Raw genomic sequence first — 12,872 nt, forward strand, 5'->3', positions numbered from 1 at the left:
CCGGCCCGCGCCGCCGCGCCGGCGACGTTCATCGCGGCCGCGGCGGCGGCGACCGCGGGCGACCGCCGCGCGGCCTGCCAACGGTACGTGGCCGCCATGAAGCGCCGGGCGCGGTCGTCGCCGAACGCGGTCCCCGTGGCGGCGGCGATCTCGTGGTCGACGGACGCGTCGGGGACGTAGCGGACGGGCCACCCGGCGCGGTCCGCGCGCCAGCAGAGGTCGAGGTCCTCCGCGTACATCCACATGCCCGTGTCGAACCCGCCGATCCGCTCCCACGCGGCCCGCCGGACGGCCAGGAACGCCCCGTGCGCCCACGGCACCCGGCGCGGCTCGTCCGCGTCCCAGGTGCCCTCGAGCACGAACCGCCGGCGCAGCTCCGCGCTGCGCTCGACGAGCCCCGCGTTGAACGCCGCCGTGAAGCGCAGCCCGGGGAAGGGGTGGACGCTGTGCTGGGTCGACCCGTCCGGGGCGACCAGCCGCGGGGCGAGGATCCCCGCGCCCGGGTCGTCCGTGCCCGCTCGCAGGAGCGCCTCCAGGGCGCCCGGGTGGACGGCGACGTCGGCGTTCGCGGGGCAGATCCACGCGGCGTCGCTGTCACGGGCCCCGAGGTCGACGGCGGCCCCGAACCCGAGGTTGCACCCGGGCTCGACCAGCGAGACGCCGCGGTGCTCGGCGCGGACCAGGTCGGCGGACCCGTCCCCGGGGGCGTTGTCGACGACCGCGACCGTCGCGCGGCCGGCCGCGACGTCGGGCCGCAGCGCCGTCAGGCAGCGGTCCAGCAGCCGCGGCGTCCGGTAGGACACCACGACCACGTGGAACGGGGCGCTCACGGCGCGGACGGTCGACCCGGCCTCAGGACCGGATGAGCCCGAGGACCTCGTCACGCTTCTGCTCCATGTCCTCCACGGAGACCAGCGACTCGAGGCAGAGCCGCAGCAGCGGCTCGGTGTTGGACTTGCGGACGTTGAAGTGCCAGTCCGCGTAGTCGATCGAGACGCCGTCGACGTGCGTGATCGTGGCGTCGGTGGCGCCGTACTTCGCCTCGATCTCCGCCATCTTCGCGTCGGCGTCGGTGACGGTCGAGTTGATCTCGCCGGAGATGAAGTACTTCTCGTGGAAGCGGTCCACCAGCGCGGAGAGCTTCAGTCCGCGGACGGACAGCAGCTCCAGGATCAGCAGCGCCGGGATCGAGCCCGAGTCGGCGTTCGAGAACTTCTCGAAGTAGTAGTGGCCCGAGACCTCGCCGCCGAAGATCGCGCCCTCCTGCGGCATGCGCGTCTTGAAGAACGCGTGGCCGACGCGGTTGATCAGCGCGCGGCCGCCCGCGGCCTCGACGACGTCGGCGACGGCGCGGGACGCGCGACAGTCGTAGAGGATCGTCGCGCCGGGCTGCTTCTCGAGCAGCGACTCGGCGAGCAGGGCGGTGAGGAAGTCGCCGTCGACGAAGCGGCCCCGGTCGTCGATGAAGAAGCAGCGGTCCGCGTCGCCGTCCCACGCGATGCCGAGGTCCGCGCCCGTCTCGAGGACCTTGTCGATGATGAACTGCCGGTTCTCCGGCAGCAGCGGGTTGGGCTCGTGGTCGGGGAAGTTGCCGTCCGGCGTCCAGTACGTCTCGACCAGGTCGAGGCCCAGGTGCTTGAGGACGGGCCCGATCATCGGGCCGGCCATGCCGTTGCCGCCGTCGACGACGACCTTCAGCGGCTTGATCGCGGCGGGGTCGATGAACTCCAGGGCGGCGGCGTGGAACGCGTCGTAGACGTTCTCCTCGACCACGCCGCCGGGCGTCACGCCGACCGGATCGGCGTCGAGCTCGGTGCCGAGGCAGAGGTCGCGGATCTCGCCGATGCCGCGCTCGCCGGACAGCGCGAGCGCGCCCTTCTCGACGAGCTTGGCGCCCGTGTAGGCCTTCGGGTTGTGCGACGCGGTGCACATCAGCCCGCCGTCGAGGCCGCGGGTACCGACGGTCCAGTAGAGCATCTCGGAGCCGACCTGCCCGAGGTCCACGACGCTGGCGCCCTCGAGCACGATGCCGTCGCGGTACGCGCGCAGCAGCTCCGGGGCGGACAGGCGCATGTCCCGGCCGACGACGAGGGTGAGATCGGTGACGGGCTTGCCGGAGAGGTCCGACACGACCCGGGCGAACGCCCGCCCGATCCGGTGTGCGACCGCGGCGTCGATCTGCTCGCCGGCGATGCCGCGCACGTCGTAGGCCTTGAAGATCTCGGGAGGCACGCTCATGTGCGCCGCATCCTACGGGCCGTCGGCGGCCCGGCGTGTGCGCCCGGCCGGCGGCTCCCAGCTCGCCGACAGCCGCCGGCGGAGCGTGTCCCCCTCGATCCGGGCCGTGACCCGGGCGACCACCCCGGTCAGGTCGGGGACGAAGAGGTCCAGTGCGATCGCGTCGCCGTCGCGGACGCCGTAGCGCTCCCGGATGTCGGCGTAGCGGCCGCGGATCGAGATCGGCCGGCCGTTGGGCTGGGTCGTCAGGTCGGCGAGGTCCAGCACGTCCGCGACGAGGCTCTGCTCGCGCTCGTACGCCCCGAGGTCCTGGCCGGCGAGCTCCGCCTCGAAGCGACCGCCGGAGTGGTGGGCGACCAGCCGGGCCAGGCGCTCGTCGCCGGCGTCCCGCAGCAGCCGCGCGCCGGTGAGGTGGTGCAGCTCGCCGTCCCGGCGCAGCGACGGCGCCTTGCCGACGTCGTGGAGCAGCCCGGCCAGCTGGGCGACGGCGACCTCGTGGTCGTCGAGGCCGCAGCAGCGCGCGAGGGACGCGCAGGTCGTGGCGACGGCGACGCAGTGGGCCAGCAGGCGCGGGTCCGCGGCCGTGAGCTCCGGGACGCGCTCGTGCCACGGGGAGCCGCCGGGGTCGGGGCCCCACGGCGTCCGCGGCCCGTCCGGGGACGTCGCCCGCGGATCGTCCGGCGCGGCGCTCACCGCACGGCGCCCCGCAGGTACCCGCGGATCTCGCGGACGAGCTCCCGCTCGAACAGGAACGTGCCGATCCCCAGCAGGACGATGAAGACGACGAGCTCGGCGCCGAGCGGCACGTCGAGCGTCGTCAGCAGCACCCCGACCGCGGTCGCCGGCAGCACCGGCACGAGCGAGCGGACGCTGAGGCGCAGCGGCGACCACGTCCCGAAGCGTCGGCGCACGTAGACCGTCCGCACCGCCAGCTGGCCGAGCGCCTGGGCGAGCATGCTGACGGCCAGGCCGTTCAGGCCCCAGATGAGGATCGGCGGCACCTGCAGGACGACGAAGAGGACGAGCGCCGCGATCCCGTTGACCGCCAGCGGCCGCGAGTCGCCGGCCACGATCTCGTACTGCCACCAGTTCGTGCCGAGGTGCGCGACGGCGACGGCGACCGCGAACCACTGGACGACGCCGACGGCCGAGCGCCACTCGTCGCCGTAGACGGCCGGGATCAGCTGCGGCGCGAAGATCACGAGCCCCGCGGCGACCGGGACCGCCCACGCGAGCCCGACGCGGTTGGCCTTGCCGAACGTCTCCCGCAGCACATCCGGGCGGTCCTGCGCGGCGGCGATCGCGGGGTAGAGCACCGTCGAGACCGCCTGGTCCAGCCGCGCCGCGAAGAACGTGATGTTCGAGGCCAGGGTCACGGCGGCGACGGCGCGTGCGTCGATCGAGCGCTGCGCCAGCACCATCAGGCCGAGCCCGACGACGGCGCCGGAGACCGCGGCGATCCACAGCGCCCCGGAGATCTTCCCGTAGCGGCGCAGCGCCACGCGGTCGAACTTCGGGCGCAGCCGGAACGGGCTCAGCACCACCGCGATCAGCGCGGTGGCCCACGCCCCGGCGAGGATCCCGAGGACGATCGACCACGCGCCGAAGCCGGCGATCGCCAGCCCGACCGCGACGACCGTGCCGAGGACGGGATCGACCGCCTGGATCGCGCGCAGCCGGCCGAACTCCATCCTCCGCGAGAGCACCCAGAGCGGGGCCTGCAGGGTCTGGGCGGGCCAGGCCAGCGCGCTCGCGATGCCGAGCGGCAGGAGCCGCCAGTCGCCGTACATCAGCGCCAGCAGCGGGGCGGACGCGATCGTCAGCACCGTGAGCGCGCCGTTGACCGTCACCTCGATGGCGAAGACGCGCTGGAACGCCTGCTCCTGGTCATCCTCGTCCTGGCCAACGTAGACCTCGTTGGTGCCGGTGGTGCGGAACGCCGCCAGCAGGGCGCCGAACGCGAGCAGCGCGCCCCAGATCCCGTACTCCTCCGGACCCACGACGCCCGGAAGGACGAAGTTCCGGCCCGCCTGGACGACGCCCATGGCGGCCATCCAGATCCCGCTGATCAGCACCCCGCGCGTGGCGTGCTCGCGCAGCGTCCGCGACCCGAGCGCGATCCCGCGGCGCTTGGCGGCGTCGGACGCCGCCACGCCGGTCGGGGCGACGCCGGGAACGTCCAGCGGGAGCGCCGGGGGCACCGCGGCGGGAACGCCGGCGGGCTCGGACGGGGGATCTGCGGGAGGCTCGGACAAACGGGGACCGTGCTTCGGGGGCCCGGCGCGCCGGGAGGAGGGCCGGGCGCGCGACGCCGCGGCAGTCTAGTCGTCCCCGCCCGGCCACCGGTCCGCGCGGCCCCGCGGTGCGGGGCGGCCCGGGGGCGCCGCGGTGTCGTCCGTAGACTGCCCGCCCGTGGCCCAGCCGATCACCCGCGAGTTCCTCACCGACGTCCTGGCCCTCGTGCCCGCACCGGACCCGGTCGTCGAGTTCGGCTCGCTGCAGGTCGAGGCCGCGCAGGACATCGACCTGCGCCGCTTCTTCCCGGGCCGCCCGTTCACCGGCACGGACTTCCGTGAGGGCCCCGGCGTCGACCGCGTCGAGGACCTGCGCGGCCTGACCTTCGAGGACGGCGAGGTCGGCACGGCGATCTGCCTCGATACGCTCGAGCACTGCGCCGACCCCGTCACGGCGGTCCGCGAGATGCACCGGTCGCTCACGCCCGACGGCGGGCTCTGCCTGATCAGCTCGGTGATGCTCTTCGGCATCCACGGCTACCCGAACGATTACTTCCGCTTCACGCCCGAGGGCTTCCGCCAGCTGCTGGAGCCGTTCGACGACGCCTGGGTCGTCGGCATCGGCGACCAGGGCATCCCGCGCGAGGTCTTCGGCGTCGGGATCCGGGGCGGCTCGCTCGACGCGCTGGGCCTGGAGCGGATGCCGCAGCTCGCCGCCCGCCAGCGCTGGTGGGACGAGGCCGACGGCATGATCCGCATCGGCCCGCTGCGCTACCCGCCGCGGCTGCTCGCCAAGGAGCTCGGCTGGGAGGCCCGGCGCCTCGTGCGCGAGAAGCTCCGCGGCCGCCGCGGCTGAGGCGCTCGCACGCGCGCCCCGGCTGAGGGCCACCAGCAGTCCTACCGCGGGTAGCGATTCTTCCTACGGTGATGTAGCTTCCGTCGCCGGCGCGCCGCCCGGCCCGCCGGGAAGGAGCTCCGATGCCCGACACCGTGATCGTCCCGACGGCACTCGCCGCGCCCCTGACGCTGCCCGGCGGCCAGGTCCTGCAGAACCGCCTGGCGAAGTCGGCGCTCTCCGAGCAACTCGGCGACCGCCGCAACGCCCCGACGCCGGACCTCGAGCGCCTCTACCGCCGCTGGTCGGCGGGCGGGTCCGGTCTGCTGGTGACCGGGAACGTGATGATCGACCGGCGCCAGCTCGGGGAGCCCCGCAACGTCGTCGTCGAGGACGACCGCGACCTCGCCGCGCTGACGGCGTGGGCGGCGGCGTCGCGCTCCGGCGGCAACGTCGCCTGGGCCCAGATCAACCACCCGGGGCGACAGGCCCTGTGGCTCGCCGGCTCGGCCCGCCCGGTCGCCCCGAGCGCCGTGGCACCGAAGATCCCCGGGTACGTCACGCCGCGCGCGCTGACCGGTGCGGAGGTCGAGGAGCTCATCGGCCGCTACGCCCGCACCGCCGCGATCCTCGCGGGCGCCGGCTTCACGGGCGTCCAGCTGCACGGCGCCCACGGCTACCTGATCTCGCAGTTCCTCTCCCCGCTGGCCAACGTCCGGGACGACGCGTGGGGCGGCGACGCCGAGCGGCGCCGGCGGTTCGTGCTCGAGGTCGTCCGCGCGGTCCGCGACGCGGTCCCGGCCGGCACGGCGGTCGCGATCAAGCTGAACTCCGCGGACTTCCAGCGCGGCGGCTTCGACGAGGACGAGTCGATGGCGGTCCTCGAGGCGCTCGCGGCGGAGGATCTCGACCTGATCGAGATCAGCGGCGGCACCTACGAGCAGCCGGCGATGATCGACGGCAACCGCAAGCCCAGCACGGTGGCGCGCGAGGCGTACTTCCTCGAGTACGCCGAGCGGCTGCGCGAGCGGGTCCCGCACGTGCCGCTGATGGTGACCGGCGGGTTCCGCACGACGGAGGCGATGGAGCGCGCCGTCGCCACGGGCGCGTGCGACGTCGTGGGCCTCGGCCGGCCGCTCGCGGTCCTGCCCGACGCCCCGGCGCGGCTCCTGGACGGGCGGATCGACCACGTCGACGCGGGCGAGAAGCGGGTCGGCGTGCCGAAGCTCGACAGCGCCGTGGACCTCTACTGGCACACGCGGCAGCTGCGGCACATGGGCGCCGGTCGCGACCCGCGGCCGGGGGAGAGCGCGTGGCGCGCGGCCGCCGGCCTGATCGTCGAGAACGGCTGGGGCGCGATGCGCCGCCGCCGCGGGGGCTGAGCGGCCCGTGCCCCGTCGCGAGCGCCGCGGCCACGCGTCGCGGTGCGGCGGGTCGGAGGACCGCGCCCGTGCCGCCCACCGGCGGCGCGCCGGCCTCAGGCCGGCTTCGTCCCCACCAGCACGTGCTGGTAGGTCAGGAAGGCCCGCACCCCGCGCGGCGCGATGCGGGGGAGCCTCCGGTCGATGCGGTGGGGCTTCCACGGGTGGACCTTCATGACGCGCAGCACGTCGCGGTCGACCGGTCCGATCGGCGCGCCGGCGTCGGCGAGGAGGTTCATCGCGTCGCCGAGGGTGAACCAGCGCAGGTGGGTGGCGTCGAAGATGCCGGCCTCGCTGCGCGGCCACGTCCCGTGGCGGGCGAGCGTCCAGAACGTCTCCCAGTAGCGGACGTTCGGGAGCGAGACGACGACGGCGCCGCCGGGCCGCAGGAGCGCCACGGCGCTGGCGAGCGCGACCCACGGCTCGCGCAGGTGCTCGAGCACGTCGGCGGCGATCACGCAGTCGTAGCCGTCGCCGGCCAGCGCCCGGGCGTCCTCCGGCGTCGCGAGCGCGCGCTCCAGATCGACCGTCTCGACGCGGTCCAGGCGCCCGCGGGCGGTCGCGGCGTAGGCGGGGTCGAGCTCGAGCCCGACGATCTCGCGGCCGGGGACGGCGGCCTTCAGCGCGGCTCCGAGCGCTCCCGAGGAGCAGCCGAGGTCGAGGATCCGGCGGGCGCTCGCGGGCACCATCCGCCGGACGTCGGGTCGGTCGTTCTCGTAGGCGTCGCGGCGGACCGCCCGCAGCGCGTCGTCCGCGCCGTCGGCCGGGGAGCCGGGGGCGTCCGGCGGGACGTCCGGGCCGGACGCGGACACGCTCAGCGCGGGCGCCGGGAGTGCAGGACGACGTGGCGGACGCCGAAGCGCTCCTTGCCCTTGCCGGCGTGCATGACGAAGCGCCCGTGGACGTCGGTCTGGTCGAAGCCGGCGGTCCAGTGCATCCCGCGCCACGTCTTCGTCGTCGGCATCCAGTAGACGACGGCGGCCTCGCGGTCGGCCAGGTAGCGGGCCGAGCGCCAGGGGAGGAGGGCGCCGCGCCGGTCGTACTCCTCGGCGGAGATGAAGAGGCCGCCCGGCCTGACCAGCGGGAAGATCCGCTCCAGGGCGCGCATCTGGTCGCGCAGGTGGATCAGCACCGACCCGCAGAAGACGAGGTCGAAGGTGCCGATCTCCTCCGGCGTGGCGTCGTAGATCGAGAGCACGACGCGCTCGACCTTCGAGTTCAGCACCTGCTTGGCCAGGTGGAAGCCGGCGCCGCGGGGCTCCGGGGCCAGCTCGTCCGGGGCGGGGACGCGGCGCGGCGGGGTGTCGAGCTTGGTCTCGTCGTCGAGGTCCAGCGCCACGACCTCGGCGCCACGGCGCTCGAACTCGAACGCCCAGAAGCCGTCCCAGGTGCCGATGTCGAGCACCCGCTTGCCGGTCAGGTCCTCCGGGATCCCGTACCGGTGGACGTCGTCGCGGAGGTCGAACCAGCCGTCCGTGACGACCCCCGGAGCGAGCTCCATGGCGTGGTACCACGGGCGGGAATCGGCGGCCTCGCGTGCGTCCATCGGTCGGGAGTGTAGGGGCGGCGCGCCTTCTCCGGCGGCCGGCGGGCGGGGTACGCGCGGCGGCGAGATCCCTAGACTGGCGCCGGTGAGGGACCCGAGACGCCAGGATCCGCCGGCCACCGCGAAGCGAGGCCGCAGGACCGCCACAGCGCCGTCCACGACGGCATCCCGGGTGCACGGGTGAGCGCCCCCGTCGAGGACCGGATCGCCGCCGCGCGCGCCGCGATCGCCGACAACCCGGTCTGGTACCACGCGATCGAGCTGGCCCCCGGCGTCGTGACCCCGGGCTTCGTCGACCACCGCCCGGTGACGCCGCGGATCCTGCCGCGCGACCTGACCGGCGTCCGGGCGCTGGAGGTCGGGACGTTCGACGGCCACTGGTCGTTCGCGATGGAGGAGCGCGGCGCGCAGGTCACCGCGCTGGACCTGCCCGCGTTCGAGGGCACGAACTTCCCGCCGCTGCACCGCGAGCGCCTGCTGCGCGAGATGGCCGAGAAGGACCTGGAGCTCGGCCGCGGGTTCAAGCTCGCGCACGAGATCCGCGGGTCCTCGGTGGAGCGGCTGGAGGTCGACGTGCAGTCCTTCGCGCCCGAGGAGGTCCCCGGCGAGTACGACCTCGTGTTCGTCGGCGCGATCCTGCTGCACCTGCGCGACCCCGTCGGCGCGCTCGAGCGGCTCCGCGGCTGCCTGCGGCCCGGCGGCCGCCTGATCGCCTTCGAGGCGTTCTCGTTCGCCGCGACGCTGCGCGCCCCGCGCCGCGCGATGGCGACGTTCGAGACGGTCGAGACCGCCTTCAACTGGTGGGTCCCGAACCTCGCCGCGCTGCGCGCCTGGTTCCTGACCGCCGGCTTCGTGGACGTCAAGCGCCACGCGATCATGCGCCCGCCGACGAACCCGGAGATGCGCGGCATCAACGTCCTGTTCACGGCCAAGCGCGGCGCGTGAGGCCGGACGCCGCCGAGCGGATCGCGGCGCTCCCGGACGACCTCGTCGTCCTGGACGTCGGCGGCTGGGCGGCGCCCCTGTGGCGCGCCGACTGGGTGGTCGACCTGCTGCCGTACGAGACCCGCGGGCTCTACGGCGCCGCCGACCCGGCCCGCGAGCGCTTCACCGCCGACACGTGGCGGCAGGCGGACATCTGCGGCCCCGAGCCCTGGCCCTTCGAGGACGGGCAGTTCGACGTCGCGATCTGCTCCCACACGCTCGAGGACGTCCGCGACCCGGTCTTCGTCTGCAGCGAGCTGCGGCGCGTCTCGCGCTCCGGCTACGTCGAGCTGCCCGCCGCGATCGAGGAGCTGACCTTCGGCGTCCAGGGCCCGTGGGTCGGCTGGTCGCACCACCGCTGGATCGGCGAGCGCCACGGCGACGAGCTGGTCCTGACCCACAAGCCGCACCTGCTCTCCGCGCCCGGCCGGCACCTGCCGACGGGCACCCACGAGTCGGTCCCGGCCGAGGAGCGGACGATCGCGTTCTGGTGGGACGGCGAGCTCCCGGTCCGCGAGCAGGTCCAGGTCGCGGCGGAGGAGTTCGACGCCTGGCTCGGCGGGCTGCTGGCCACCTGCGCCGCCCGCGCCGGGATCGACGCGCCCGAGCCCGACGCGCCGGGCACCGCGTCCGGAGGCCGCGTCGCGCTGCGGCAGAAGGGCCGGCTGCGCCACGTCCGCCAGGCGCTCGGGCACCGCGCCTCGCGCTGGCGGGGTCAGCGGCGGTGAGTCGCCCGCTCGGGACGGCCACGGCGTGAGCACCCCGACCGCACCCCGTGGCGCCGCCGGGCCCGTGCCGGCCGACCGGCCACGGCCCGACGTGTCCGTCGTGATGGCCACCGCCGGCCGCCGCGTCGGCCTGCTGTGGGCGCTCGACGCCCTCGCCGTCCAGGAACTGCCGGCCGGCGCGACGTACGAGGTCGTCGTCGTCCACACCGAGGGGACGGTCGCCGAGCCGCTGCAGGCCGCGGCGGAGCACCCGCTCGTCGTCGCCGGCGTCGCCCGGATCCTCGCCGACCCCGCTGCCTACGCGTCCGGCAAGCGCAACGCCGGCTGGCGCGCCGCCCGCGCGCCGCTGGTGGCCTTCACCGACGACGACTGCCGCCCGCGGCCGGGCTGGCTCGCCGCCTTCCTGACGGCCCACGCGGCGGCCCCGGGGGCGTTCCTCCAGGGCGGTGCGGCGATCGACCCGGACCAGGAGCAGGTCGCGATGCGGGCCCGCCGCCCGCGCCTCCAGACGTTCGAGCCGCCGACCCCGTGGGCCGAGCTCTGCTCCGCCGCCGCGCCCCGCGCCGCGCTGGAGCACGTCGGCGGCCTGGACGAGACCTTCGAGCGCGCGGGGGAGGACACCGACCTCGCGTGGCGGCTGCGCGACGCCGGCGTGGCGTGGCACGGCGTCCCCGACGCGGTCGTCGACCACGCCGTCGAGACCCCCGGATTGCTCGGCGCGCTCCGGGTGGCGGCGCGGTTCGTGGACGCCCCGCGCCTGGTCGCCCGGCACCCGGCGATGCGCCGGCACTATGCGGCCGGCGTCTTCTGGTCGCCCGCCCACGCGTGGTGGCTGCTCGGCGCGGCCGGCCTGCTGCGCGCGGCCTGCCGCCGCGAGCCGCTCGCGCTCGGCCTGACCGCGCCGTGGCTCGCGTGGCACCTGACGCGCTACGGCCGCACGCCCCGCGGGGCGGCCCGCAGCGCGACCGAGCTTCCCGGCAACGCGCTGATCGACGGCGCGCAGATCGCGGCCTTCGCGGTCGCGTCGGCCCGCGAGCGGAGCCCCCTGCTGTGAGCGTGCGTCCGGACCACCCGGCCGACGCGCCCCACGCCGGCGGGGCGCCGGTCGGATCGGCGGCCGTGCCGGGAGCCGGCGGTCCTGCGGCCGCGGACGGTGGCCCCGCCCTGCGCCCGACCCTCCTGAACCCCGTCTTCTGGCCCGAGGTCCGCCGCGGCAGCGAGCGCGCGGTGCGGTCGCTCGCCGACGGTCTCGTCGCCGCCGGCCACAAGCCCCGCCTGGTCACCTCCTACGCCGGGCGCACGCCGCGCTTCGACGCCGAGGACGGGTTGGCGATCACGCGGCTTCCACGCGTCGCGTCCCGGTACTTGTGGCGCACGGTCGCCGACGACCACGCCGCCCACCACCCGCTGGCGCTGCCGCTGCTGTCCGCGGACCCCGGCGACGTCCTGCACGCCTTCTACCCGACGGACGCCACGCTCGCCGTCCGCGCGGCCGCCGCCCACCACGCGCTCGGCGTGATCCGTCCCGCGGGGCACGATCGCCCGGCCCGGGTCCCGGTCATCGTCAGCGTGATGGGGCCGCCCGACCGGGTCTGGGCCGTCGCGGTCCGCGGCCGCCTGGAGGGGCTGGTCGACGCCGCACGGGCCGCCGACGCGGTCACGACCCTCAGCCGCTTCGCACAGGACCGCGTCTGGCGGACGTTCGCCGTGCGCTCGGAGATCGTCCCGCCGCCCGTCGACCTCGACGCGTTCACGGTCGACGCGACGACCGAGCGCCACGAGGACCCGACGATCCTCTTCGCGTCGGATCCGGCCAGCGGGGCCAAGCGGATCGGCCTGCTGCTCGGCGCGCTCCGGATCGTCCGCGCCGACCGGCCGACGGCGCGCCTGCTGGTCAACCGCCCGACCGACGGGCCCCTGGCCCGCGACCTCGCCGCGGTCGACGGCGTGGAGCTCGTCGACCTCGACGACCGCTCCGCCCTGACCGACGCCTACGGCCGCGCCTGGGTCACCGCGCTGCCGTCCACCAACGAGGCCTTCGGGCTCGTCGTCGCCGAGAGCATGGCCTGCGGCACGCCGGGGGTCGCCTTCGCGGGGGAGGGCCCCGCGGAGATCGTCACCGCCGACGACGTCGGCCGGATCGCCCCGGAACCGACCCCGGGCGCGCTGGCGGCCGCCGTGCTCGGCGCGCTCGAGCTCGCCGCGGACCCCGGCACGCGCGATCGCTGCCGCGCCGCGGTCGCCCACCTCGGCGTCCCGGAGCACACGGCCCGCACGCTGCGGATCTACCGTGCGGCACTGGCGCGTACCGCGTAGCCTGGAGGCATGTCCACCGTCCCGGGTGGCCGGGAGCCAGGACTCCCGGCCGCTGCCCTGCTCCTCGGGCTCCTCGCGTTCGTCGTCGCGCCCGGGGTCGCCGTGCTGCTGCCGTTCTGGTCCGAGGGCTTCCCCCCGCCGTCGGGGTGCTTCCCGCAGGACGGCGAGCTCGCCGCCGCCAAGGCCGTCGAGGCCGTCGCCGACCCCTGGTCGACGATCGGGGCGGTCGTGGGGCTCGTCGCGCTGCCGGCCTGGTGGTGGTCGCTGCCGGAGCGCCGGGAGGCCTCGGGCATCGAGATCGTCGTCCAGGGCGTGTTCGTGGTGGCCGGGATCGTGGGTGGGGTGCTCGCGCTCCTGCTGGTGGGCTCCGGGGAGCTCGAGCTGCTGCTCCTCCCGGCGGTGCTCGCGGCCGTCGGCGTGCTGAACGCCGCCGCAGCGTGGGGGCGCGTCCTGGCCGTCGTCGGCACGCTGGTGGTCGTCTAGCGTCGCCTCATGAGCCGCCGCGACCGCATCACGATGAGCGACGAGGAGGCCCTGGCCTTCCTCGACGAGGAGCGCACCGTCGTCTGC

General features: G+C 75.7%; 13 protein-coding genes. 7 read left to right on the forward strand and 6 right to left on the reverse strand.

Annotated features, from left to right (window positions below; translation table 11 throughout):
- The 4 genes from AB0L40_RS22300 to AB0L40_RS22315 form a co-directional block, all read right to left on the reverse strand.
- Positions 1–830: glycosyltransferase family 2 protein (locus tag AB0L40_RS22300; protein ID WP_364359870.1), on the reverse strand; the 830-nt coding region annotated here is incomplete at its 3' end.
- A 22-nt stretch (positions 831–852) separates the two neighbouring features.
- A complete protein-coding gene (locus tag AB0L40_RS22305) occupies positions 853–2,238 on the reverse strand; it encodes a phosphomannomutase/phosphoglucomutase (RefSeq protein WP_364359873.1) in 1,386 nt (461 codons plus the stop codon).
- A 12-nt stretch (positions 2,239–2,250) separates the two neighbouring features.
- On the reverse strand, positions 2,251–2,931 hold the full coding sequence (locus AB0L40_RS22310) for an HD domain-containing protein (RefSeq protein WP_364359875.1): 681 nt from the start codon (positions 2,929–2,931) through the stop codon (positions 2,251–2,253).
- Entirely contained in the window at positions 2,928–4,493 is a 1,566-nt protein-coding gene (locus AB0L40_RS22315; protein WP_364359877.1) for an oligosaccharide flippase family protein, read from the reverse strand. Before AB0L40_RS22315 ends, AB0L40_RS22310 begins: the two co-directional genes overlap by 4 nt.
- A 157-nt stretch (positions 4,494–4,650) precedes the next feature.
- Between AB0L40_RS22315 and AB0L40_RS22320 the strand changes: the two genes are divergently transcribed.
- Entirely contained in the window at positions 4,651–5,328 is a 678-nt protein-coding gene (locus AB0L40_RS22320) for a methyltransferase domain-containing protein (protein WP_364359880.1), read from the forward strand.
- 122 nt (positions 5,329–5,450) lie between these two features.
- Positions 5,451–6,689 (forward strand): NADH:flavin oxidoreductase/NADH oxidase family protein, encoded by a 1,239-nt coding sequence (locus tag AB0L40_RS22325; protein ID WP_364359882.1) that lies wholly within the window; start codon positions 5,451–5,453, stop codon positions 6,687–6,689.
- Between the two features lie 95 nt (positions 6,690–6,784).
- Here the strand turns inward: AB0L40_RS22325 and AB0L40_RS22330 are convergent, their stop codons facing one another.
- Both AB0L40_RS22330 and AB0L40_RS22335 read right to left on the reverse strand, forming a co-directional pair.
- The gene (locus AB0L40_RS22330) at positions 6,785–7,540 is read right to left on the reverse strand and encodes a class I SAM-dependent methyltransferase (RefSeq protein WP_364359884.1); all 756 of its coding nucleotides are present in this window, start codon (positions 7,538–7,540) and stop codon (positions 6,785–6,787) included.
- A gap of 2 nt (positions 7,541–7,542) precedes the next feature.
- On the reverse strand, positions 7,543–8,274 hold the full coding sequence (locus AB0L40_RS22335; RefSeq protein WP_364359887.1) for a methyltransferase domain-containing protein: 732 nt from the start codon (positions 8,272–8,274) through the stop codon (positions 7,543–7,545).
- A 180-nt stretch (positions 8,275–8,454) separates the two neighbouring features.
- Here AB0L40_RS22335 and AB0L40_RS22340 point away from each other — a divergent pair, with 180 nt between their 5' ends.
- Genes AB0L40_RS22340 through AB0L40_RS22360 form a run of 5 tightly spaced genes read left to right on the forward strand, consistent with a single transcriptional unit; the run spans position 8,455 to position 12,785 of the window.
- Positions 8,455–9,219: a class I SAM-dependent methyltransferase gene (locus tag AB0L40_RS22340; protein ID WP_364359889.1), complete on the forward strand. Its 765-nt coding sequence runs from the start codon at positions 8,455–8,457 to the stop codon at positions 9,217–9,219.
- The gene (locus AB0L40_RS22345; RefSeq protein ID WP_364359891.1) at positions 9,216–9,986 is read left to right on the forward strand and encodes a methyltransferase domain-containing protein; all 771 of its coding nucleotides are present in this window, start codon (positions 9,216–9,218) and stop codon (positions 9,984–9,986) included. Before AB0L40_RS22340 ends, AB0L40_RS22345 begins: the two co-directional genes overlap by 4 nt.
- A gap of 25 nt (positions 9,987–10,011) precedes the next feature.
- Positions 10,012–11,040, forward strand: coding sequence for a glycosyltransferase (locus AB0L40_RS22350; protein WP_364359894.1), 1,029 nt, complete (start codon positions 10,012–10,014; stop codon positions 11,038–11,040).
- Entirely contained in the window at positions 11,037–12,302 is a 1,266-nt protein-coding gene (locus tag AB0L40_RS22355) for a glycosyltransferase (protein ID WP_364359897.1), read from the forward strand. Before AB0L40_RS22350 ends, AB0L40_RS22355 begins: the two co-directional genes overlap by 4 nt.
- A 9-nt stretch (positions 12,303–12,311) precedes the next feature.
- Complete coding sequence (locus tag AB0L40_RS22360) at positions 12,312–12,785, forward strand: hypothetical protein (protein WP_364359899.1); 474 nt, start codon at positions 12,312–12,314, stop codon at positions 12,783–12,785.
- Positions 12,786–12,872: the final 87 nt, after the last annotated feature.

Source organism: Patulibacter sp. NPDC049589 (assembly GCF_040675535.1).
Taxonomy (GTDB): domain Bacteria; phylum Actinomycetota; class Thermoleophilia; order Solirubrobacterales; family Solirubrobacteraceae; genus Patulibacter.